This window comes from Thalassospira sp. MCCC 1A01428 (assembly GCF_002115825.1).
Taxonomy (GTDB): Bacteria; Pseudomonadota; Alphaproteobacteria; order Rhodospirillales; family Thalassospiraceae; genus Thalassospira.
The window spans coordinates 1-23,643 of sequence record NZ_JFJZ01000007.1 but is presented as its reverse complement, the minus strand read 5'-3'; the positions used below and the strand labels follow the sequence as shown (position 1 = coordinate 23,643).

Below are 23,643 nucleotides of genomic sequence, written 5' to 3'. Positions count from 1 at the left end.
CTTGCCATCCTTTTTTAGTCCTGCCTGCGCATCGTTATGCACAACGGCCATATAGGTGCAGTCTAGCCCGAGCGCGAAACAGTTGCACCCCGGGGCGTTTCCCCGCATGCTGCGCCTCCTGCCAGATATGGCAGCAGAGCCAGCCACATACCGCCACCGATTTTCGCTTTCAGGACGCCCCATGACCATCGAAACAGCAGTGATCATTGCCTGCGCCTATTTCATTGCTGCCTTTGTCAAAGGGGCAACCGGCCTTGGTTTTTCAACATCCGCCCTGCCCGTCATGACGCTGGGGCTGGGTCTTAAATCGGCGATGCCGCTGGTGATTATTCCCTCTGTGGTCAGCAATGTTATCGTCATGTTTCAGGCTGGGCATTTTCGCGAAACGGTGCGGCGTTTCTGGCCAATGTTTCTTTCAACCATTCCCGGACTGATTGTTGGCCTGCTGATTTTGGACCGGGTCAACGGGCTTGTCGCCGGTGCGGTTCTGGGGACGGTTCTGATTTTATATGGCGTTATCACCATCAGCCGCCCCGCCATTCACATTTCCGACCGGCTGGCAAAACGTATTGCGCCGATATCGGGTTTTCTCACAGGTCTGATCAATGGTGTAACCGGCTCGCAGGTGATGCCGATCCTGCCGTTTTTCCTATCCCTGCGCCTGGACCCCAAACGCTTTGTCCAGGGGGTGAATATATCCTTTACGCTTTCCAGCCTGATCATGGCAGCCGGGCTTAGCCGCATCGGGCTGATGACATGGCACAGCGTCTGGATTTCGCTGGCCGGTTTGATCCCGGTTTTCATTGGCGTAAAGGCGGGCAGTTACGTGCGCGCCCGGCTGGAAGCAGAAACCTTTCGCAAGCTGGTGCTGATCATGCTGATTTTGTTTGGCATTATCCTGATTGGCAAAGCCCTGCTGGCCTGATCATTAAAACTGTTGTCCCGCTTCGCGGTCTGATAAGACACAGCCATGCACACCATCGAAAAGCCCGCCTTTTGCGAAACCGAAGAAAAGAAATCGCGATTTCTGGCGACGCTGGTGCCCTATGACCAATTTGCCGATACGCTGGCGACCTTGCGCAAGGCACACCCCAAGGCCAATCATCACGTTACGGCATATCGTTATCTTAATGATGAAGACCAGCTTATTGAGCATGGCAAGGATGACGGTGAACCATCGGGCACGTCGGGTATGCCTTGCCTGAAGGTGTTACAGGGCCGCGACCTGATCAATGTGGCCGTAATTGTCACCCGCTATTTTGGCGGCACCAAGCTGGGTACGGGCGGGTTGGTGCGGGCCTATAGCGGCGCGGTACAGGCCGTTTGTGATGATGCGGCTATCATCCCCTATGTGCCACAGGGCACAGCCCGGCTATTTGCCAGCTTTGCCGACGCCGGGGCGATGGAACAGGCCTGCGCCCAACCGGACATTACCGTGCTGGATCGCCAGTTTGATACATTGGGCACCCTTATGCACATAAGTGGGCCGCGCGACAGCGTTCGTACCCTGGCAGAACGTTTCCCGGCACCCGAAGGGCATACACCCGAATAATTCGGACATCCCGTCAGGTGGCGCGATAAGTACGGTCGGTGCTTTGGCGCACCTGCAATTCAAACCCCAGATCGACCACTTTTTGCAACGGCGGCGTTCCATCAAGTGCGGCATGGATCATATTCACCGCATGGCGACCAATCCCGTATCGATCCGTGCGAATGCTGGTCAGGGTCGGGCAGGCAGCTTCCATCATTTCAAGGTCGTTAAACCCGGCAATGCCCAACTGCCCCGGCACCGAAATACCCGCCTTTTGCGCGCCAAACAATGCCCCAAGGGCAAGGTCATCATTGTTGCAAAAAACAGCATCCAGATCGGGGCGATGACGGGCCAGTTCCCGCACCAGAACCCCACCCAGGGTGACACTTGATGATGTGGTGGTGGTTTTCACCAGATCAGGATCAAACATACCGGCATCTTCCAGCGCACTGCGAAACCCGGCCAGGCGGCGGGTGGTGCGCGGGTCCATCCGGGCGCCTAAAAATCCGATATGGCGGTATCCCTGATCAATTAAATGCCGGGCAGCGGCCCGCCCGCCCTGATAATGCGAAAAGCCCACCATCATATCAATCGGGTCCGGCCCGGTTTCCATGATTTGCACAATCGGGCAATTTGCATCTTCCAGCATTTTGCGTGCTGTTGGCGTCTGATCAATCCCCGAAACAATCATGGCGGTGGGCCGCTGGCTTAAAAATATGCCCACCAGCCGTTCCTGTTCGGCCGCCGAATAACGCGAATTGCCCAACTGCACCTGAAGCGGGCTGCCATCAAGCGCATCGTAAATGGCACGAAGGGTATCTGCGAACACGTTATTGGTTAGCGATGGTACCAGCACGCCAACCACGTTGGAGCGCGACGATGCCAGTGCGCTGGCGTGGGTATCGGGAATGTAATTAAGGGCACGCACCGCTTTATCGATGCGCCCCCGCAACCGTTCCGATACCTTTTGCGGATCGCGCAGCGCACGCGAAACAGTAATCGAGCTGACCCCGGCCTGGGTGGCGACATCGGCGATTGTCGGTCGGCCGGCCCCTTTACGTTTTCTCATTCGTGCCTGACTGCAATTTGCATTAATAGTGTGGGCCACCGCGCAAAATTTCTTCGACCAGTGGTATCAAGGCCGTACCAATCGCCCTGGTATTGGCTGCATCAAGATGCACCCCGTCCACAGGTGATGCCACAGCAACCGTTGCCGCATCAAAGAAATAACATTTCTTTTCGGTGGCAACCGCCTGATAGGCAGCCGCAAATTTTTGCGATTCGGCAATACTGCGCACCGATGGCAATGTCCCCCCTGTTTTGGTGGTTTCACAACAATGCGGGGGCGACATGATCAGAACAGCAGGTGCCGGCCCCGATTTATAGGAATATCCGCGCACAATATCAACCAGTCGCCCAAGGCCGGCACTGGCCCCCATAACATCGCCACAAATAAACGACTTCAAATCATTGGTACCCAGCATGATAATCACCAGGTCCAGCGGGTCGTGACTGCCCAGCAAGGTTGGCAGGATTTTAGCGCCGTTGCGTTCTGTCGGGGCGGTATAATCGTCAAAGGCCGTCGTGCGCCCGCCAAGCCCTTCGCCAATGACGCGCCCCTGTCTGCCCAATCCGGCATCAAGCACAGTTGGCCACAAATCATCGTGGGCATGGCGGCGGCCATGTTCCGGGTGATGGCCCCAGGTCAGACTATCGCCAAAGGCGAGAATGGTTTTGGTATACATTGCATTCTTCCCGATGAAGTTATCTACACATGGTTGGCATCACGAAAACCGCCAGAACATACGATATCGGCACTATCTGCGTCACGGACCATTATTCTATCACAAAGCGTGGCTTGCGCATCATCATCGCCGACGGCCTTTTATTATAATAATTCTAACATGCTGTATTCGAAGGTGATTACAAGAAGGAAAATTTTCCCCAATTTCGCAGTTGACTTAATGTTAGCGCTATCATTAAGTTAGCGCTAACAAAACAGGGGGCACAAAATCCAGCCCTTCAGCGTCCGGGAAACAGTCTTTATCAATGCAGCACGTCGCAAATTTCGTCATCGTTATGGGTGTGAGCGGATCGGGCAAAACCGAAGTCGCCCGCCGTCTTGCCGCGGCCACCAACGGGGCCTGGCTTGACGCGGATGACCACCACCCCGTCGAAAATGTCGAACATATGCGCCGTGGTTTGCCGCTGAATGACGAAATGCGCTGGCCGTGGCTTGATGCCCTGTGCAAGGTCGCAATCCAGACCCGCAAGGACCTGGCAACAACGCACGGCATTGCGCCTGCCCCCGGGGGAAATGTTCCCCCCATTTTTATTGCCTGTTCCGCCCTTAAACGCCGATATCGCGATTTTCTGCGCGATCACCTGGGGCCAAAACCGGCTTTTGTTTTTCTGGAAGGCCCACGTGACCTGATTTTGGACCGGATGAACAACCGGTCAGGTCATTTCATGCCTTCTGCCCTGCTTGACAGCCAGCTTGGCGATCTTGAACCGCTGGGGCCGGATGAAGATCCGCTGACTGTTTCCATAATTGCCCCACTTAACGATATCGTCTGGCAAGTGCTGGATGGTCTCGAAAAACGAAACGGCGACCAGAACCAGGCGGAAAACTCCGCACCATATCCAAGCGAAAAATCCACATCCAAGGGAGGATGACTATGAAAACGTCCATCAAAACACTTTTTGGCGCGGCCTTTGCCGTGGCCCTGGCTGCCAGCACATCGCTGACGGCACATGCTGCCGATTATAACTGGAAATTCCAGTCCAGCGACACGTCGGGCACACCTACCTTTGAAATCGACAAGGAATGGACCGACCGTGTTGCCGAAATGACCAATGGCCGCATCAAAATCGAACTGCTGCCGGTTGGTTCCATTGTGGAACATGCCGAAACCCAGGACGCCATTGCCGCAGGCATCCTTGACGGGCACATTACCGACGTCAGCTATTTTTCCGGTAAAGACCCGGCATTCAGCCTGATCGCCAACCCGATTGGCGCCTGGGCCGACCCGCAACAAATGTTCCGCTTCATCAATTATGGTGGCGGCAAGGAACTGATGAACAAACTTGAAGAGCCCTATGGCCTGCACTTTATTGGCGCAGTAACCCCGGGTCTGGAAGCCTTTGTTTCAACGGTTCCGCTTAATGGTGTGGCTGACCTCAAGGGTCTTAAGGTGCGTGCGCCCGAAGGCATGGTGCAGGAAGTGTTTGCCGCTGCCGGTGCGGCCCCTGTGAACATTCCGCAGTCCGAAGTTTATACATCGCTTGACAAAAAAGTCATCGATGCGGCGGATGCCACGGTTTATGCCACCAACTCGGCAATGGGCCTGAACGACATTGCCAAACATCCGGTTTATCCGGGCTTCCACTCCATGCCGCTGGTCGAAGTCTCGATGAACAAGGAAAAATGGGATGCCCTGCCCAAAGACCTTCAGGAAATCCTGACGGTATCGGTGCGTGATCTGTCCCAGGACCTGGTCGCACGCCTGCAAATGAAAGACCGCGAAGCCGTTGCCAAGGATCAGGCCAAGGGTGACATCGAAATCACCAACTGGTCGGATGAAGAACGCGCCAAATTCCGCGCCATTGCCATGAAACAGTGGAAAAAAGTGGCCGAGCGTTCGGACAACGCCCAGGAAGTTTACGACACCCTGACGAAATACCTGAAATCACAGGGCCTGTTGAAATAATACGACTAAAATGTCCCCCGGCCTGACATATCGGGCCGGGGGTATCGCATTCTGGTGCTGTTGCAGGTGATTTTCCAACAGTCAACGGCCCAAACCAGATGCAGCCTGCCCCGCGAGATTCCCTCGTTTAAGGAATGGTTCCATGACCAATACGCCCCACAGCGACCCCCATACCCCACTTGGCACCTCCGAAGGGGACGTGGCCGAGCTGATCGACGATAACCGCGCTGTCATGCCTGCGGAATCAGGCCTTTTTGGCCGCTGCGTCAATTATCTCGGGTCCATATTTGCCATTGGCTTTCTGTGTTCGATGGCCGCGCTTATTTTTGAAATCTGCATGCGCCATATTTTCAATGCCCCCACGATCTGGGCGCACGAAACCACCACATTTTTATGTGCCATGGGTTTTGTGTTTGCCGGACTGTTTTGTGCATCACGCAATCAGCATATCCGGGTTGTCATCATTTACGACATGGTCAGCCCCAAAGCACGGCGTATCCTTAACATCGTCATTTCCCTGATCTGCGCGGTTTCGTCGGGATTTTTTGCGTTTGCGGCCTGGCTGATGGTGAAACGTGCAGCATTTTCGCCAAATGGCGGTATTCGCCTCGAAACCAGTGGCAGTGCATGGAACCCGCCTTTTCCGGCCATTTTAAAAATTTTCATGCTGGTCATCATGGTGGCGCTGACCATTCAGTTTCTGATTTTGGCATATAATTATGCCCGGCAAAAACTGGACGTCTCCGCAAACGATGCCACGGTGCCGCGTTAATCGCGCCCTTCATCGTCCCATGTCCCATTTCCTGCGCATCTGGCGCACCAGGATAATTCTCCATGTTACATTTGCAATCACTGGGCATTGAATACGGCACGCTGGCAATGTTTGTCATGCTGATCGGCTTTTTGCTGACCGGCATGCCGCTGGCGTTTGTTACCCTGCTGGTCGCCCTGTTATTTACCATTGGCTGGTTTGGCCCCATGGCGGTGCCGCTTATTACCAGCCGGGTATATTCCTTTGTTTCGTCTTTCGTTTTTGTATCAGTACCGATGTTTGTGCTGATGGCCGCCCTTCTTGACCGATCCGGCATTGCAAAGGATCTGTTCGAGGCCATGCGCCTGTTTGGCGGCCGGTTAAAAGGCGGGGTTGCCGTACAAACCATTTTCGTCGCCGTTATTCTGGCCGCCATGAGCGGCATTATCGGCGGTGAAATTGTGTTGCTGGGCATGATCGCCCTGCCCCAGATGCTGCGGCAGGGATATGACAAAAACCTGGCGATTGGCGTGGTTTGTGCCGGTGGTTCGCTCGGCACGATGGTCCCGCCCTCGATCGTGTTGATCATTTACGGCCTGACCGCCAATGTCTCGATTGGCGACCTGTTTACATCGGCGTTTATTCCCGGCTTTATGCTGGCGGGCTTTTATGTCGCCTATGTTCTGTTTCGCTGTTATTTCGGCAAGGATATTGCCCCCCCACCCCGGACAGAAACCATTCCCACCGAAGAAAAACTGCGCCTGCTTAAAGGGCTGTTTTTGCCCATGGTTGTTGTTTTTTGCGTGCTGGGGTCAATCTATGGCGGGATTGCGTCGGTTACCGAAGCCTCGGCCGTCGGCGTTGCCGGCGTGATTGCATCAACCATGCTGCGCGGTGAATTTTCCCTGTCCATGCTAAAGGGTGCAGCGATGCAAACCCTGACAACCTGCGGCATGATTGTCTGGATCGGCATTGGCGCATCGGCCCTGGTTGGCGTGTTCAACCTGATGGGCGGCATTGATTTCGTATCCGGTCTGATCACGGGCATTTCCGATGAACCGATGGTTGTCATCCTGTTTATGATGCTGATTCTGTTCATCCTTGGCATGTTCCTGGACTGGGTTGGCATTGCCTTGCTGACCATGCCGATTTTTGTGCCCATCGTGAAAGATCTGGGTTTTGATCCGATCTGGTTCGGGGTGGTTTTTGCCATGAACATGCAGGTCAGCTTTCTGTCGCCGCCTTTTGGCCCGGCTGCGTTTTATCTTAAATCGGTGGCACCGCCCGACATCTCGCTTGGCACAATTTTCAAGTCTCTTGTGCCTTTCATTTGCCTGCAGGTTTTAGCTGTCGCCATTCTGATCATCTTCCCCGGCATCACCGGGCGATAAGCACACACAGCCACGCGGTATTGTTTTAATACCAACCAAAACCAGACGGGCGGGATTGCACAGCATCCCGCCCGTTTGTCATGCAGAAGCATCTGTCAATATCGACCAGCATCACCCGCAAAAAGCCCGTCCACCAGGTAAGAACGACGGATCGCTTTTAATCAGTCAGGCGGGGTATTGCTTGAATGTCGAACGGCGCAAACCTTGCTGGCCAAGTCAATAAACTGCCCCAGTTGCGCTGAATAACCGCGTTTGCGCCACGCAATATAAAGCGGCAATTCCAAAACCGGGTCGCCATAAGGGCGAAACATCACCCCGGCAGGGGCAATGGTTTGCGCCCATTCAGGCACCAGTGCCACGCCCACCTCCTGGCGGACCAGTTGCAGCATGGTAGATTTATCAATTACTTCGCAGGTAACTTCGGGCGGGGTTTCGATGTCGGCCAGGCTGCTCATTACCAGATCATGCAGCAAGGGCCGGGCATGGCGGGGAAAGCCGATCAACGGGCAGCGCGCCAACTGTGCCGGTGTTATTTTATCATATTGGCCAATGTCATGTTGCCATCCACCGCGTTTATCAGGCCGGGGCACGGGCAAGGCCACCATAATACGCTGGCGATAAAGCAATCGGCTTTCAACAAAATCGTTGTTTACATTTTCGCGAATAAACACCACGTCGGCGCGGTGGGCCTCCAATGCCTGCACATTGCGGCCCGATGATGAAACTTCCTGAATTTGCAAATGGATATCAGGGTAAAGCGCACGAAACTGCGCCATCAAGGCAGGCACCAGGGTTACAATCGCTTCATCGACCCCGCCCACCCGAATGGACGGCACGGCAGCATGGGCAACTTCGCGGGCATGGCGTTTAGCGGCATCAATGTTGCGCAAAATCTGGCGCACATCTTTTAAAAACACCGCCCCGGCCTGTGTGAGGCTGACCTGCCGGGTGGTGCGAAAAAAAAGCGCAAAGCCCAAATCGGCTTCCAGTGTGGCCAGACTGGCCGACAAGGCAGGCTGGCTGAGACCAAGGCGGACAGCCGCACGGCGAAAATGCAGTTCTTCGGCCACGGCCACAAAACACTGTAGCTGTCTAAATTCCATTTTCATCCCGCGTAATAGCCAGCCCGCAGCATATTGCAGGGCAGTTAATGTTGATCAAAAAATTCGCGAAAATGCGCCGCCACCTGATCGGGGATTTCCTCGGCCAGGTAATGCCCGGCGGGCAAGGCAAAACCGGTAACGTTGTCGGCCCGTTCGCGCCACAAAGCCAGGGCATCAAAACACCGCTCGATCACCCCACGTCCGCCCCAGATTGCCAATAACGGCATCGCCAGCTTACGGTCGCCATCGGCGTCATCATGGGCAATATCAATGCTGGCTGCGGCCCGGTAATCCTCGCAACTGGCATGGATCACATCGGGATTGCGAAACAGGGTCAAATATTCATCCAGGGCTTCGGGGGCAAAGGGCGATGCCCCCGCACTTTGTGCCTTGCATTTAAATTTCCAATAGGCATCCGGGTCGCCGCCAATCATGGTTTCAGGAAACGGGGCGGGCTGAATTAAATAAAACCAGTGCCAATAGGCGCACGCAAAGGCGTCGTCGGTTTCGCGGTACATTTCACGGGTTGGCGCAATGTCCAGCATCGCAATCGCCTGAACCACCCCGGCATGGTCCATGCCCATGCGATGGGCAACCCGCGCGCCCCGGTCATGCGCACCAACATAAAACCGGCTGTGGCCCAGTTGCGCCATTACCTGCACCATATCGGCCGCCATCGACCGCTTGGAATAGGGGCTGTGTTGCGCATCGGTTTGCGGCTTTGATGACCGGCCATAACCACGCAAATCGGCACAAACCACATGGTATTTATCGGCCAGTTGCGGCGCGACCTTGTGCCACATTGCCGATGTTTGCGGGTAACCATGCAACAGCAACAATCCCGGCCCATCCGCCTTGCCCCCATGGCGCACAAAAATATCGGCACCCTCGCCAGAAATTATTTCTTCCCGAAAACCCTCAAACATGGCGTTCCTCCTGACATGCAGGCCACCTTGGTGGTGGCCGGTTCAGCCAAGCATAGCCGATTTCAACTATTCCATTATGCGGCAATATTAATCAATAATTTCTATCAATATTACTTATCAATCAGCTTGGCGCCAACCACTATCCAACGGTTCACGGCCTGTTTTTAACTGATGATATTGAAACCTGACTGATCGTGCTGCGCTGGGGTGCATTTGCCCGGATTGTAACCTGGCGATGGCTCGCATCGGCGTTTTTATCGAGCACGGTAATATCGTAAAAGCCGGGTTCCGAAGGTTTCCAGCGCGCCGACCTTTTCCATGGATCCGATGGCAGCGGAACACCATTTACCATCCAGATTAAAGGCCGCACCCCGTTTCGGGCGCGTAAAACCACACCCCGCCGGGCAATATCGCCCAGCAAGAACAGGGCATCGTCGGCTGGAAATTCAATATCAAGGACATTTACGGCAAGCTGGTTTTGCTGCGCGCGGTTAGGGGCAAAATATTTCAAGCCGTCCGGTGCCGGTTTTTTCCAGCTTTCGTCTGCGTCCACATTATGAATACGCGACAAACGCGGCAGTTTTTCAAACACGGAAAATAACAACGGTGCCGCACTGCTTAGCCCGGTTTGGCTGGGGCTTGGCTGCCCGGACGCCTTGCCGACCCACACCCCCACAGTGTAATCGGCGTTATAACCAAACGCCCACGCATCGCGAAACCCATAGGATGTTCCGGTTTTAAAGGCAATTGGTGCCGGGTTTAAGGTTGCTTGCGCCCGGTATCCATCGGGCCTGGGGGTATTTTGCAAAATACCGGTAATCCATTTTTGGGTTTGGGGCGAAAACATCTCGTGCGGGGACAGGCAGGGTGCCGGTTTTTCATCGCGTAAATATTGCAGCGGGCAGTTTTTGCGGTCTGTCGCAAGGCCACGGTAAAGCCCTGTTAAATCATCAAGTTTCACCCCGACACCGCCAAGGGCAATGGCAAGGTTTGGCACCGCCGCATCCCCCGGAAGGCTTAATTCCAGCCCGTTTTTACGCATTGTTTCGCTAAACCGGATCGGCCCGTACCGCCCCAGAACCTTAACTGCCGGAATATTCAGGCTAAAGCGCAACGCATCGGCAATGCTGATTTCACCCGCTTCGTTATGATCAAAATTGGAAGGCCGATAACCGCCATCGGCAATCGCCCGATCCCAGATCAGGGTTTGCGGATGGGTTTGATGATCGTCAAATGACAGCGCATAAATAAATGGTTTCAGGGTTGAACCGGGCGACCGGATGGCGCGGGTCATATCAACAAAGCCATGACTGGGCCGATCCAGATAATCGCGGGACCCCAAATGGGCGCGAACCTTGCCGGTTTTGTTTTCAACCACAACCACCGCAAGCGAGCGGTCACGCGCAACACTAACCCCGTAATATTCCACCAGCTTTTGCATGTCGGCCTGCAACCACGGTTCAATGGTGGTTACGATCCGGTTCTGATCCGGGTATTGCGCCGCCAGCCTTTCTGCCAGATGCGGTGCCAGCAGGGGCATGGCATATTGTTGCCGGGGTATCGGCTCGCCCAGCGCCTGTTGATATTCGGCTGCGGTAATTTCATTATCGTTTCGCAAACGCTGCAATACCTTGGCGCGCGCCTGCAGGGCCTGCCCGGCAAAACGGTCTGGCCGCAACAACGATGGCGATTGCGGCAAAACCGTTAACAACGCAGCTTCGGCAATGGTTAAATGGCCGGGATCTTTTTGAAAATAAACATTCGCCGCACTGCGCACCCCTTCAACGCGCCCGCCAAACGGGGCCAGCGTTGCATACATGTTTAAAATACCGGTTTTGGAAAAATGCCATTCCAGTTGCATCGCCCGCAAAATCTCGATGCTTTTGGCCCAAATTGTGCGGTCGCGCGGCTCCAGCAACCGGGCGACCTGCATTGTCAGGGTGGACCCACCCGAAACAATATGCCCCGCCCGCACCCATTGCCATGCCGCGCGCGCCAAAGCCAGCGGGTCCACGCCAATATGGCTGTCAAACCGGCGATCTTCGTAACTTTTTAAAAACCGCACATATTTCGGGTCAATATCGGCCAGGGTGGTTTTCAGCCGCAACAACCCGCCCGCGGTGGAAAACACCCGCAAAGGACGCCCGTTTTCACCTTCAACCACGGTTGAAACATGCGACAGGCGCGACAGATTGGGCGGAAAAACCCGGTCCAGCACCACCAATGTTACAGCCAGCACCGCAACCCCGCCCAGACCCGCCATAATGATGCGTCCGGGCGTGATTTTGCGAAACGGCCGCCAACCGGGCATGGAAAGCCTCCTAGTGCGCGGGTGAGACGACAAGTCGCGACACATCCCCACGGGCGAAATAACCCGGTTTATACATGTCCTCAATAAACGGCGCCGGATGCACATATGTGCCCGGCGTTACCGCCCGCACCACATAAAACAGTTTAAAACCGGCACCGTTTTCGTTGCCATACTCGTCCTGCCCCAGGTTAACGGCGGCAACAAACCGGTCATCCCGTTCGGCCCGAAAATCGGTGGGGGATAACGTATCAGGTTCAATTTTCAGTTTCTTTTCCAGCTCCGGAAAACGGGCATTGGCTTCAATCTCGAACCCGGCAGGCAAAAAGTCGGCAATCAGGGCACGATGGGATAAACGATTGGTCGATTGCCCGGTTAGCACAACGATTAACCGATTCCCCGTTTGCACATTATCAAGCAGGGCTGGCTTGCCGCCAACATCAAAATACTGCCGTTTGATCGACAGGCCATGTGCCTCGGCCGGTAAAGGTTTTGCCGGAATACCGGTTGCCGACCATTTGGCAAAAACAATGCTATTGCCTGCATTTTTAACTGTGTAATGGTCTTGCAACACAGCGGGCGTCACCCCGGTGTGATAACTTTGAACCTGCTCTGGCGGCTGATCGTTAACTTGCAACGATACCGACTTACCCGCCCCGGCGGTAATGCTGGTGGCCGCCTGCAACAACCAGGCCTTTTCCTGGGTGCTGGTATAGCTTTCAGTTTCGGCCATTTCCGTTACCGATGACAGCAATGTCAGACGTTCCTGATCGTTGACAAAAACCTGTTTGGGCAAGGTCAATATCGCGGCCAAATCGCGCAGGGGCGACCCGAAACTGCGATAGTAACGCCGGTCATTTCCCAAGTTATTTGTTATATTGTCGATGGTAGAACCATCCACCGTACCACCATTTAAAACCTGTGCCGCAGCAAGCTGTGCGCTGGCAAGCGAACCGGTTTTTCCCTTTAAAAGACGGGTGGTTTCATAATCCAGCGCCGATTTTGAATAGCGGTCATTGCGGGCCAGCACCAGCACCATATAGGACCGTGCCTCTGGCGAATATTGTTCGGCACGCACCGCATTTTGCATCCAGTCAAGGGCACTGACGAACCGGTTATCAAGCACATCATACCCTTTGGCCCGGGCAGCGGTTAAAAAATCGGTCGCATAGGCGGTCAACCACGGTTCCGGGTCGCTATGGCGATCCCACAGGCCAAAGCTGCCATCGGTGCGCTGCTTGGCCAAAACCCGTTCAATGCCATCGCGAATTTTCTCATCCAGATGGTCTTCATCAAACGTTACGCCTTGCCAGCGGTCCTGTGCATCGCGAAACGACAATAACGGAAAGGCCCGGCTGGTTGTCTGTTCCAGGCAACCATATGGATAACGATCCAGCCCCGAAATCAGTTTTTGCACATCAATTTCAGGAACACTCGACAGGCTTAAATTAAGCGATGCCGTTTCAGCCCGGAACATATCAAGATAGGACGCATCAAGATCAAGGCTTTCGCCCGCGGCCAGTTGCCGTTGCCCACTGTGGGTTTCCCATGGCTGGGCCGGGCGCACTTCCACATCCCACACCCGGTGCTGATGATACCCGTTTGGCCCGTCGATATTCAGGGTCAGGCGGGCCTGCCCCACATGGGCGGCGGTTACATCAAAGCGGGTTTCAACCTGTTGTCCCCGTGCGATATCACCTTGCCAGTCAGGTTTGGTAACGCTTAATTCCTTACTGGTGGCAAGCGTGGCCTTATAGGCCCCTTCGGCCCCGCTTAAATTGCGCAACCGCAGGGCAAACGCAGCCTTGTCGCCCGGTGCCATAAAGCGGGGTGGCAATAATTCGGCCACCACCGGCGCACGCACCAGCATGTTTTTAACCCCGCTGCCCGTCGCGCTATTGCTATAGGCAACGGCAAAAACGCGCAGCTTGCCGTTAAAATCGGGGATATCAAAATGCGCGGTTCCGGCACCGGTATTGTCAAGCTGCACTGTTGTGCTGGCAAGGGCCACGGTTTTAAACACGCGCGAATTTAACGATGCCTGGTTGCCCTCGGCCATTTCATCACCGCCCGATCGCAAAACACCGACATCGCCTTTTTGCGGCGCAATCAAATGCCCGTACAGGTCATGATAGGATAATTGCAAATATTGCTGTCCCAACAAATCCTGTTCCGGTTTCGGGGCCTTAAAACCGGTTAAACGTAAAATGCCTTCATCCACGGCAAAAACGTTAACCCGAACCTTTTCTGTACCAACCACCGGGCCTGTGGCCTGAACTGGCACCGACAGGCTGGTGCCGGGGCGCACTTCGTCGGGCAGGTCAAAATCAACCGTCATCGTTCGGCTTTCCTTGCCAAACGAAACCCACTGCGCCCCGACCGAGCGCACCGGTCCGCGCTGGTCCTGATCCAGGCCGGGGCGATAGGCCGTTGCCAAAACATAGGCCCCGTTGCCCCACTTTGCCTCGACCGGAATGTGAAATTCAACCCCATCGCCCGACAGGTCATATTCCTTGCGCCACATAACGTTTTTCTGCGCCACAGTCACCACCAGGCGCCCGTCAAACGGTGCTTTTACAAACCCGTCAATCTGATCGCCCGGTTTAACATCGGTGGATTTCACACTCATTGACAGTTGGTCCGGGCGATCGGGCGACTGGCCATTGGCCCACCAGCCAACACGAAAGGTCTGGTCGGCGGCACTGCCGGTCAACGGGTCGCGCACGACGGCGCGATAATATCCCCACCGGTCAAAGGCACGATCAAAGGTAATTTTTCCATCAGCATCGGTGGTAACAACATCATGCCCCACCGGCATGTCATATTTTTCATAGGTCGATTGCCACTGCCCGCCCTGATAAAACCAGTTATAGTCCCGGTCCTCGCGGATCCAGTCGACCATTAATTCGCGGCCCTTGATGGCTTTGCCATCGGCGTCAACTGCAATGGCGTCAAACTTTGCCGCCTGCCCATACGACAACGAATCCCCTGTAAAACCGGGCCGGAGACCAACAAAACTATCGCTATTGCGCAATGGCAAACTGACCTTCGCGCGCGACGGGCGGCCATCAATGTCGGCAACCTCGACATTCAGGGTCACTTTCAGCGGCGATGATAAATCCACCGCCTCAAAGGCCGGCACCCTGATATCGGCATAACCGCTGGTATTGCTTTTGATTTCGTCAAAGTTTTTGCGGATCTGGGCAACGTCATCCTGAAGGCCGAAATAATAATCGGGCCGGTTTTCAAACGGATGATGATCAACCTGTAAAAACGCACTGCCACTGGCACGCAGGCCACTTCCCGGTGCGCCAAACAGATAATCGGTTTGCACATCAAGCGGGATTGCCGCACCAAACACCATATAAGGGGCCGTTGTGGTGGCTTTTACCTCCAGCCGTTCGGGAACAAATTCCTCCACCTGGATCGACAAATCGCCAATCGGGTCGGCCTTTGGGTCGCTATAGGCGGCAATGCGCCATTTGCCGGTTGCCGCAGCGGACGATATGGCAATATCAACCCGGCCACCCCCGGTATCATCAGGGGTTTGCACCGTTTTAAAGGCTTCCTTGCCATCGGGGCGATACAACACAATGGTTAAAGGTACCCCGGTTTGCGCATCGGCTTTGTCATCGCGCAGCAAATAGCCCAGATGTACCTTTTCGCCAGGGCGGTAAATTCCCCGGTCCGAATACAAAAACGATTGCAACGGCTTAGGCGGCACATGGCCTGAAACACCCCGATCCGATAATTCCAGTGCCGATTCCTGCAATGAAATAAACGAAAAATCGCCGGTCTCTGTTTCCGCCGTCAGATACAGGGCTTCCTTACCGCCCTTGCCATTTAACAATGGCCCCGAAAAATCGGCCCAGCCATCCTTGTTCGCGGTGGTTTCGCCCAATATGGCGTTGTTGCGGGCAATCAGCCGCACTTTGGCACCCGCAACCGGCTGTGCCGTGCGCAATGACCGCACCTGAAGCGACAGGCCCTTTTCCCCGTCATAGGCCGACAGGCCCATATCCGTTACAATCACCCACTGGGTCGGTTTATTGCCCCAGGTGTCATCATCATCTGGTGCGGTTGCCACCAGCGCATACAGGCCCGGTTTAAAATCTGCCACCATTTCGGAAAGCGGAATTTGGGTAACAATATCGGTATCTGGAATATTACGAATATCCAGCTTTCCGGCCCAGACTTCCTCGCCAGCCTCGTCGCGGATGCGGCGCATATCCCAGTTATCCATTTCGCGGCCCAAAAGGTTCGCGGTCAGCGTCGATACCAGGTTGCGTTCCACAACCTGGTAGAATTTCAAATTCACGCTATCAAGGTTAACCGTCGTCACCGGAATGACCGGCGCATCGCTTTTGGGTAAAACATAACTGTTGGTCCCCAAAACGATATCGGGCTTGCGCGCCCCCATCATAACATCACGCGTCACGTCATCGGCCAGGGCAAACCCGTAAACACCCTTTAACCCCTTGCGCAGGGTAACCTTTGTGGTTTGCGAATGCGGCAGACCGAACAGGCATAATTTTCCGTCCGCTATCCGGGCCGAATAATCGCGCTTTGGCGACAGCTCGATATAGGATCTAAGGTCAAGCGGCTGATCGTCACTTAAATCATGGTCAAAGGCAAAGCAGGCCTCGCTTACAGCCTTTTCCGCCTGCATCGTTACCTTTTCAAGGTCCAGGTTCCCCGTTAAAGATGCCTGTAAATTCGAAATACGGGTGCGATAGTTTTCCACAATGCAGGTTCGTGTCGCGTCCGACAGGGCATCGGGCTTTTCACTCGGCGTCAAAACACAGCTTTTACGCAAATTACGCAGCCAGGCCCGCTGGTCCGTTTGTAAAACAACCTGTTCAACGTCGCCCTGTTCCCCTAACGCCTGCTTGTAAACAGTCGCCATTTCCCGATCCAGTTTCGCGATATCCTGATTATGGCAAATGGATTTTTCCAATCCGGTTGACGCCTTTTCGCAAGGGAAACTGGCGCGATAGGTTTCGCTGGCCTGGGACATAACGGGTGAAACGAGGAAAAACAAAAAAAGAAACAGGGCGGAAAGCCATTTTTCGCCGGGCATTGGAACCTCAATTTCACTTGGATCATTCAGGGGGAGGCAAAGCCTTAATCCAGACCAGAAAAAAGGTTTTTTTACGATAACGCAACACGCAAAAATTGCACATCAACACGGATCCCCCATGACGCTGATAATTCAGGGGGTTGCGCAAACAAAAAACAGCAAGGAAAGCGGACACTTTCCTTGCTGCCATACATTTACAATTTTAAAGGGTATCAGCCGTTGCGATACAAATAGCTATAGGCATTAATCGCCGGAACCCCACCCAAATGGGCATAAAGAACCTTCGAACCTTTGGCGAAATAGCCTTTTTTGACCAGATCAATCATGCCCTGCATCGATTTACCTTCGTAAACCGGGTCGGTCATCATGCCTTCGGTGCGGCCAGCCAGACGAATGGCCTCGTTGGTTTCATCAGACGGCACACCGTATGCCGGATAAGCGTAATCATTGATCAGGGTAATGTCTGCATCCGAAATGCCACCTTCCAGTTCCACCAGATCGGCGGTTTTTTCGGCAATCGCCAAAACCTGCGCCCGGGTTTGTTCGGGTGTGGCCGACGCATCAATACCAATCACCTTGTTGGCCCGGCCATCGGCGGCAAAACCAACCGCCATCCCGGCATGGGTGGACCCGGTAACAGTACACACCACAACATAATCAAATTTGAAACCCAGTTCAGCTTCCTGCGCACGGACTTCTTCGGCAAAGCCAACAAAACCCAGCCCGCCATATTTATGCACCGATGCCCCGGCCGGGATCGCATAGGGCGTGCCGCCTTTGGCTTTCACATCCCTAAGGGCGGCCTCCCAGCTTTCACGAATACCAATGTCAAAGCCTTCATCGACCAGTTCAATCTCGGCGCCCATGACACGGCTCATCAAAATATTGCCAACCCGGTCATAAACGGCATCGTTAAACGGCACCCAGCTTTCCTGCACCAACCGGCATTTCATGCCAATTTTGGCGGCAATTGCGGCCACCTGGCGGGTATGGTTGGACTGCACACCACCGATGGTCACCAATGTATCCGCACCCGATTTAATCGCATCGGGAATGATATATTCCATCTTGCGGACCTTGTTGCCCCCAAAGGCCAGGCCGGAATTGCAATCTTCACGCTTGGCATAAAGTTCAACATCTCCACCCAAATGTTCTGACAGGCGCGGCAGCGCCTCAATCGGGGTCGGGCCGAAGGTCAGGCTGTATTTCTCAAACTTGCCCAAATTCATTTTTTTCACTTTTCGCACTCCCTGTTTTGCGATTATTCATCGGGAAATGCTACTCCGCCTTAAATGAAAGGTGCTCTCGAATTTACGCTTATTTTTACTCGCGAGACTTCCTGAAATCGACAAACCATGCCTACACTTCCATAAATTCACCCACATATGGAAGATAATTTCATGACCCAGCCGCTGGACCGCACCGATCAAAAGATTTTGCGCCTGTTGCAAAGCGATGGCCGCATGGGCAACGCCGATATTGCCAAACGGGTGAATGTCAGCCCGGCCACCTGCCACCGCCGCATCCAGCGCCTGTTTGATGAAGGCTATGTCAGCACGGTGCGCGCCATGATCGACCCGCAAAAGGTGGAACGCGGTGCCCTTGTTATGGTTGGCGTGGTGCTGGACCGCTCCACCCGCGAAAGTTTCGCCGAATTTGAAACCGCGTGCCGCAAATTACCGTTTATTCTCGATTGCCACCTGGTCGCGGGCGATTTCGACTATTTTCTCAAAATCCGCGTGCGCGACATGGCCGATTTCAACCATTTACACGGCGACCAACTCATCGCCCTGCCCGGCGTGCGCCAAACCCGCACATTCTTTGTGATGAAAGAGGTTGTCGATAATGCGCCGCTGGCGTTTTGATAAGACAAATGCAACACAAAATTCTGCTACCTACTCACTAAGATTACCCACTTTGCAAAAAGTTAATACAAGCCTATTCAACCGACCGATTTTTAACCACTTTAGGATGCTCCCATAAGTGTCAGTTAGCTAATCTTCTCAAATACATTCTGCAACAAAATTTCAATATGTGCAGCACACCTATTCACCGATATTTTCAAACTATTTGGATGCCCACAACCATTACGCAAATCAAGACAGGCCTTTAACTGAGATTTAACATTTTTTCCTATAATTGACAGTGCCTCTATCCGGTCCAAAAAATCGCTTTCTCCCATCTTACCAATATCATCTTGTGAGACTGCAGCTTTCCACTTTGAGTTGACTCTCGAAGCTTCCGCATTAAATTCTAGCAGACAACGTTTGTGAACAAACTTCTGTAAAACGTCCATAGCCCCAAGCCATGACATAACCACAGCCGAGCGATATAATTCTGCTTCATAGCACCTAATTGCCTCCTCAACAAAATCGCGAGTTTGCTCATCCGTAATGCTGGCAAGATGAGTTCGCAGATCAAAAGCAACTTGCATAGCTCCGGGGCTAACCGAAGAGACGCCCAACCTGCGAAGGTGCGTCTTACCTGCATCCGTCAACTCCCAACCGTTTGTTCTGATTGCCTTTCCTTTTGAGCCGCCAAGTATCGCAGATACGTTCCATTTCTTTACATCACGAAAGCCAGCACTGCCAGCAACCTCAACAATTTTGGAAACGCCAACTCCACCATTTTGAGTTGCGATCACAAGTAACAGTTTGTCTAAGCGCGTGAGGTCTTTATGTAACCAGCTTTTTAATTCATCCGATTTCAGCAACCTTTGCCTCTATTTTCTTACGCTCACTTGAACTTAAAGAATAGGTGTCTTTCGTAATCTGATTGATACGTTTACCTTTAGTGAGACTTGAAAGAGTTTTACTCAGATTACCAACCATATTTCCATTAAAGTAGGTCGTTGCACTTCTCATCTCCGCAAGAATTTCAGCACGAGATGAGGCTGTCTTCCCTTGAACTATTTCAAGATGTGAAATCGCACAAATGACAAGTTCTAATGCTGTCTTAACTTCAAGATAAGCAGCCAACGTATTGGTAGAAAAAGTGGAATTCCCAGTCGATACAGCGAAATTCACGCCGTCAGATTCTTCAGCCAAAACAGGTAATTCCTTAGGAATTCTTCCGGCCAAATCCCCCATAGTAGTCAAAAGAGCTTCTATTCCCTCAGTCAAGAACGACGGCTCACCTTCATAATCAAGTTCCATAGAACCGACTTTAATTCGAATCTTCGCATTGCTCATCCGCATCGCCCCTAGAGAAAACTAGCAAAAGAAAACATTACTTTTAGACGACACACATGGCAAGTTTTTGATCGTATAATAATTATTGATCTTATTTCGCAATAATCTCCTTCTCACTTCTTGCTGAGAGAAATAGTTGAAAACGTATTGTTAAAATTTTAATATTATAAAGGCGACATGGACACATGCCGCCTTTATTGTTTCATTACAAAAATAGATGGATCACCCCCCAACCGGGAACCGCATCGTCACAAATTCCTCTGCCGCCGAGGGATGCACGGCCACTGTCTGGTCAAACTGGGCTTTGGTCGCGCCAAGGCGCACGGCAATGCCAATGCCCTGAATGATTTCGGCCGCGTCGGGGCCAACCATATGTGCGCCCAAAACCACATCGGTGGTTTTATCGACAATCAGCTTCATCAGCGTTTTTTCATCACGGCCCGAAAGCGTGTGTCGCATCGGTTTGAAGGTTGATTTGTAAATTTCAATTTCGCCGCCTTTGGCCCGGGCTTCTTCCTCGCTAAGGCCCACGGTGCCAACCGGTGGCTGCGAGAAGACTGCGGTTGGAATGGCCTGATAGGACATATGCCACGGCTTGCCACCATAAACGGTATCGGCAAAGGCCATGCCTTCCTTGATCGCGACCGGGGTAAGCTGGACATGGTCCGTCACGTCGCCCACGGCATACACATTTTCAACGCTGGTTTGCAGGCCCTTGTTGATTTTAACCGCGCCGTTATCGTCGGTTTCAATACCGACTTCTTCAAGACCCAAACCCTTGGTATTGGGCGCACGACCCGTAGCAAACATGATGGCGTCGACTTCCATGTCACCGCCACCGGTTAATGTCAGCTTCAGGCTGCCATCACCCTGTTTTTCAATCGCGGTCACATTGGTTTCAACCCTGAGGTCGATACCCTTTTTAATAATTTCGGCCGCCAGATGGTCGCGAATATCGCCATCAAAACCGCGCAAAATTTGCGTACCACGATAAAGCTGGGTTACCTCGGCACCAAGACCGGCAAAAATACCGGCAAATTCCACCGCAATATAGCCGCCACCAACGACGACAATACGCTTGGGCAGGTCTTCGAGATGGAAGGCTTCGTTTGACGAAATCGCATGTTCGATGCCGGGAATATCGGGCAGGGTCGGATGCCCCCCCACCGCGATTAAAATGCGTTCGGCCGTCACTTCCTCGTCGCCAACTATAACGGTATGGGCATCCTTAAAGGTCGCGCGGTGTTCGAACAGTTTCACGTTCGATCCGGCCAGCAGTTTGTGATAAATGCCGTTGAGCCGGTCAATCTCGGCATCCTTGTTGGCAATCAGCGTTTTCCAGCTAAAGGTCGGCTCACCCGGCAGGGTCCAGCCATAGGCGCTGGCGTCTTCGAAATCCTCGGCAAAATGCGCACCATAGACCAGCAGTTTTTTGGGCACACAGCCGCGAATAACACAGGTGCCGCCCACCCGGCTTTCTTCGGCAATGGCCACCTTTGCGCCATAGCCCGAAGCAACACGGGCCGCGCGCACACCGCCGGACCCGGCACCAATTACAAACAGATCAAAATCGTAACTTGTCGACATTTACATAAATCCTTGGGTTGGATAATCCCCGCTACATGGCGCCAAATGTAGGGATCAATTCGCCAGAGTCTAGGATAGAGTTTGCAATGCCAGCCACGTGTTCGTGAAGTGCAACCGGGAATGGCGTTTTGTGCTGTTTATCCTATATACTTAAAATCGAAACCGCCCGTCGTGGCAACGCCCCACAAAACAGGACGACACCAAAATGACTGACGCCCGCTTTTCCGAGGACCCGGCCTATCAAACAGCACAGCCGGTATATGCCGAAGAACGCAGCGGCAATACCGCCATTGTCTGTTACGGGTTGATGATTGCCACCCTGTTTACGGCTTATGCCACCGGGCTGATTGCCCTGATTGTCGCCTATGTTGCACGCGAGGATGACAATCACTGGAGCAACAGCCACTATACCTTCATCATCCGCACTTTCTGGATCAGCATTTTATATGCAGTGATGACCGGGATTGTGACGTTTTTCGTCTGGTGGATCCCGCTGATCGGCTGGGCCATTATTGGCCTGATGGGGCTTTATACCGCGGCGTGGTTTATTGGCCGCAACGTGATTGGCCTGTTACGGGCCATGGAAGGCAAGCCGATTAACAATCCGCAAAGCTGGTTTTTTGGCTGATCCCAGCCGCTAAATACCGAACAAAATGGCAGGATGATTGCACCAGCGGTGCGGCATCGCTAAAGTCGCGGCTGCGGGTTTTAATCAACAGGGAATGGCAGCTTTATGACGACGGCAGAAACGGCGAAAACGGCAAAAATGCGCTGGGAAGATTTGCTTTCGGCCCATCGTCTTGATGTGGTGGATGGCAAAATTACCCGGCCTGATGGCCCCGCCCGCCCTGCTGCCGATGGCCGAAGCCCGTTTCAGATAGACGTTGATCGGGTGATTTTTTCATCCTCCTTTCGTCGCCTGCAAAACAAAACCCAGGTTCATCCGCTATCCGATAATGACCATGTCCATACCCGCCTGACCCACACCATCGAGGTGGGGTCGGTCGGGCAATCATTGGGGTTGATGGCCGGGGCGCATATCGTCAAACAGCTTGGCAATGATTGCCCCATCACCATTGCCGATATCGGCTATATGGTGCAGGCCGCCTGCCTGGCGCACGATATTGGCAACCCGCCCTTTGGCCATTCGGGCGAAGATGCCATCAATGAATGGTTTACCACCTCCCAACTGGCAAAAGACGAACTGACATCGCGCCTGTCCGGCCCGGAACTGGAAGATTTGCGCAATTTTGAAGGCAACGCCCAGGGCCTGCGCATTATCAGCCAGTTGGAAATGAAGCGCTTTGAAGGTGGGCTAAACCTGACCTATGGCACGCTGGGCAGTTTCATCAAATATCCGCGTTCCACCTCTATGAGCGCGGCACGGCGCAAGGAATATACCGGCCTTAAAAAGCCGGGCTATTATCAATCCGAACGCGCCATTGCCACCGCGATTGCGCAAAATTGCGGTTTGATCGCCCATGACGGGCTGGACGGGGCCTGGCGGCGGCACCCGCTGGTGTATCTGGTCGAGGCGGCGGACGATATTTGTTATTCGGTGGTCGATCTGGAAGATGGCTGGGAACTGGGCTGTGTCAGCTTCGAGGAAGTTGAACGCGCCCTGGCCCCGATTGCCCGCCACCCCGACAAATATGAAGGCGATGCCGACCAGCGCTGGACCGATTTGAAGGCCGAAAAATGGTATGCCGAAAAATCGCAAAACGACCGCATTGGCTTTTTGCGGGGCAAGGCGATTGGCAATCTGGTCAAGGCATCGGTGGATGCCTTTATTGCCAACGAGGACGCGCTGCTGTGTGGCACATTAAATGGCGATTTGCTGGCAAACACGGCACTGGGGATGGATGCCAAATATTGCAAAACGCTGGCAGTTGATAAAATTTACAATGCCCCGCATGTCCTGCCAATTGAAATGGCCGGGTTCGAGGTGATCAACGGCTTGCTCAACAGTTTTGTCCGTGCTGCCATCGACATTGAAGAACATCAAAAACACGACAAACGCCTGCCGCCGCAGGCCGACCGGATCGACAAATTGCTTTCTGGCAAA

19 protein-coding genes are annotated in these 23,643 nt (G+C 53.6%); 9 read left to right on the top strand and 10 right to left on the bottom strand.

Annotated elements, in window-relative coordinates; genetic code table 11:
* Positions 1 to 181: 181 nt before the first annotated feature.
* Together THS27_RS07805 and THS27_RS07800 are read left to right on the top strand one after the other, a co-directional pair.
* Positions 182 to 925 (top strand): sulfite exporter TauE/SafE family protein, encoded by a 744-nt coding sequence (locus THS27_RS07805; protein WP_085589590.1) that lies wholly within the window; start codon positions 182 to 184, stop codon positions 923 to 925.
* Positions 926 to 970: 45 nt separating this feature from the next.
* Entirely contained in the window at positions 971 to 1,552 is a 582-nt protein-coding gene (locus tag THS27_RS07800; protein WP_085589588.1) for a YigZ family protein, read from the top strand.
* Between the two features lie 13 nt (positions 1,553 to 1,565).
* Here the strand turns inward: THS27_RS07800 and THS27_RS07795 are convergent, their stop codons facing one another.
* Positions 1,566 to 2,600, bottom strand: a complete 1,035-nt coding sequence (locus THS27_RS07795; protein WP_085589586.1) for a LacI family DNA-binding transcriptional regulator — start codon at positions 2,598 to 2,600, stop codon at positions 1,566 to 1,568.
* Between the two features lie 22 nt (positions 2,601 to 2,622).
* A complete protein-coding gene (locus THS27_RS07790; protein ID WP_085589584.1) occupies positions 2,623 to 3,276 on the bottom strand; it encodes an SGNH/GDSL hydrolase family protein in 654 nt (217 codons plus the stop codon).
* A gap of 304 nt (positions 3,277 to 3,580) precedes the next feature.
* Here THS27_RS07790 and THS27_RS07785 point away from each other — a divergent pair, with 304 nt between their 5' ends.
* The 4 genes from THS27_RS07785 to THS27_RS07770 all read left to right on the top strand — a co-directional run bounded on the left by THS27_RS07785 (position 3,581) and on the right by THS27_RS07770 (position 7,383).
* Positions 3,581 to 4,207, top strand: a complete 627-nt coding sequence (locus tag THS27_RS07785) for a gluconokinase (protein ID WP_085589582.1) — start codon at positions 3,581 to 3,583, stop codon at positions 4,205 to 4,207.
* A gap of 2 nt (positions 4,208 to 4,209) precedes the next feature.
* Entirely contained in the window at positions 4,210 to 5,241 is a 1,032-nt protein-coding gene (locus tag THS27_RS07780) for a TRAP transporter substrate-binding protein (RefSeq protein WP_210402854.1), read from the top strand.
* 142 nt (positions 5,242 to 5,383) lie between these two features.
* Positions 5,384 to 6,013, top strand: a complete 630-nt coding sequence (locus THS27_RS07775) for a TRAP transporter small permease subunit (protein ID WP_246832887.1) — start codon at positions 5,384 to 5,386, stop codon at positions 6,011 to 6,013.
* A 62-nt stretch (positions 6,014 to 6,075) separates the two neighbouring features.
* Positions 6,076 to 7,383, top strand: a complete 1,308-nt coding sequence (locus THS27_RS07770; protein ID WP_085589580.1) for a TRAP transporter large permease subunit — start codon at positions 6,076 to 6,078, stop codon at positions 7,381 to 7,383.
* 161 nt (positions 7,384 to 7,544) lie between these two features.
* Here THS27_RS07770 and THS27_RS07765 read toward each other — a convergent pair whose 3' ends face one another.
* The 5 genes from THS27_RS07765 to THS27_RS07745 all read right to left on the bottom strand — a co-directional run bounded on the left by THS27_RS07765 (position 7,545) and on the right by THS27_RS07745 (position 18,029).
* Complete coding sequence (locus THS27_RS07765; protein WP_168184849.1) at positions 7,545 to 8,486, bottom strand: LysR family transcriptional regulator; 942 nt, start codon at positions 8,484 to 8,486, stop codon at positions 7,545 to 7,547.
* Between the two features lie 44 nt (positions 8,487 to 8,530).
* The gene (locus tag THS27_RS07760) at positions 8,531 to 9,412 is read right to left on the bottom strand and encodes an alpha/beta fold hydrolase (protein WP_085589576.1); all 882 of its coding nucleotides are present in this window, start codon (positions 9,410 to 9,412) and stop codon (positions 8,531 to 8,533) included.
* 151 nt (positions 9,413 to 9,563) lie between these two features.
* Positions 9,564 to 11,723 carry a penicillin-binding protein 1C gene (gene pbpC, locus THS27_RS07755; RefSeq protein ID WP_168184848.1) on the bottom strand — a complete coding sequence of 720 codons (2,160 nt, stop codon included), beginning with the start codon at positions 11,721 to 11,723 and terminating at the stop codon, positions 9,564 to 9,566.
* Between the two features lie 10 nt (positions 11,724 to 11,733).
* Positions 11,734 to 16,800, bottom strand: coding sequence for an MG2 domain-containing protein (locus THS27_RS07750; protein ID WP_085589572.1), 5,067 nt, complete (start codon positions 16,798 to 16,800; stop codon positions 11,734 to 11,736).
* Between the two features lie 212 nt (positions 16,801 to 17,012).
* Positions 17,013 to 18,029, bottom strand: a complete 1,017-nt coding sequence (locus THS27_RS07745; protein ID WP_085589853.1) for a 1-aminocyclopropane-1-carboxylate deaminase — start codon at positions 18,027 to 18,029, stop codon at positions 17,013 to 17,015.
* A 171-nt stretch (positions 18,030 to 18,200) separates the two neighbouring features.
* On the opposite strand from THS27_RS07745, the gene THS27_RS07740 reads away from it, so the two are divergent.
* Positions 18,201 to 18,665, top strand: a complete 465-nt coding sequence (locus tag THS27_RS07740) for an Lrp/AsnC family transcriptional regulator (RefSeq protein WP_085589570.1) — start codon at positions 18,201 to 18,203, stop codon at positions 18,663 to 18,665.
* 125 nt (positions 18,666 to 18,790) lie between these two features.
* Here THS27_RS07740 and THS27_RS07735 read toward each other — a convergent pair whose 3' ends face one another.
* The 3 genes from THS27_RS07735 to gor all read right to left on the bottom strand — a co-directional run bounded on the left by THS27_RS07735 (position 18,791) and on the right by gor (position 21,578).
* Positions 18,791 to 19,513 (bottom strand): hypothetical protein, encoded by a 723-nt coding sequence (locus tag THS27_RS07735; protein ID WP_210402852.1) that lies wholly within the window; start codon positions 19,511 to 19,513, stop codon positions 18,791 to 18,793.
* A complete protein-coding gene (locus THS27_RS07730; protein WP_085589568.1) occupies positions 19,497 to 19,991 on the bottom strand; it encodes a hypothetical protein in 495 nt (164 codons plus the stop codon). The genes THS27_RS07735 and THS27_RS07730 overlap by 17 nt, the downstream gene beginning before the upstream one ends.
* Positions 19,992 to 20,213: 222 nt before the next feature.
* The gene (gene gor, locus THS27_RS07725; RefSeq protein ID WP_085589566.1) at positions 20,214 to 21,578 is read right to left on the bottom strand and encodes a glutathione-disulfide reductase; all 1,365 of its coding nucleotides are present in this window, start codon (positions 21,576 to 21,578) and stop codon (positions 20,214 to 20,216) included.
* A gap of 205 nt (positions 21,579 to 21,783) precedes the next feature.
* Here gor and THS27_RS07720 point away from each other — a divergent pair, with 205 nt between their 5' ends.
* Positions 21,784 to 22,206 (top strand): hypothetical protein, encoded by a 423-nt coding sequence (locus THS27_RS07720; RefSeq protein ID WP_085589564.1) that lies wholly within the window; start codon positions 21,784 to 21,786, stop codon positions 22,204 to 22,206.
* 105 nt (positions 22,207 to 22,311) lie between these two features.
* The coding region (dgt, locus tag THS27_RS07715; protein ID WP_246832886.1) for a dGTP triphosphohydrolase at positions 22,312 to 23,643 on the top strand (1,332 nt) is incomplete at its 3' end.